This window comes from Nesterenkonia halophila (genome assembly GCF_009467795.1).
Classification (GTDB): domain Bacteria; phylum Actinomycetota; class Actinomycetes; order Actinomycetales; family Micrococcaceae; genus Nesterenkonia; species Nesterenkonia halobia.
This window is the reverse complement of the sequence record NZ_WIAX01000029.1, coordinates 1-286: the sequence shown is the minus strand read 5'-3', so window position 1 is coordinate 286 and position 286 is coordinate 1. Positions and strand designations below refer to the sequence as shown.

Here is a 286-nt window from a genome sequence, read left to right as displayed (position 1 = left end):
TTCGTTCTCTCTTGAATGTATCCTGAGTACGGCGGAACACGTGAAATTCCGTCGGAATCTGGGAGGACCATCTCCCAAGGCTAAATACTCCCTAGTGATCGATAGTGAACCAGTACCGTGAGGGAAAGGTGAAAAGCACCCCGGAAGGGGAGTGAAAGAGATCCTGAAACCGTGTGCCTACAAATAGTCAGAGCCCGTTAACGGGTGATGGCGTGCCTTTTGTAGAATGAACCGGCGAGTTACGATCCCGTGCGAGGTTAAGCTGAAGAGGCGGAGCCGCAGCGAA

At 52.4% G+C, this 286-nt stretch carries 1 rRNA gene; it reads left to right on the top strand.

The annotated features are described in order from the left end of the window. Positions 1-286, top strand: a 23S ribosomal RNA gene (locus GCL72_RS09655); the annotation flags it as partial.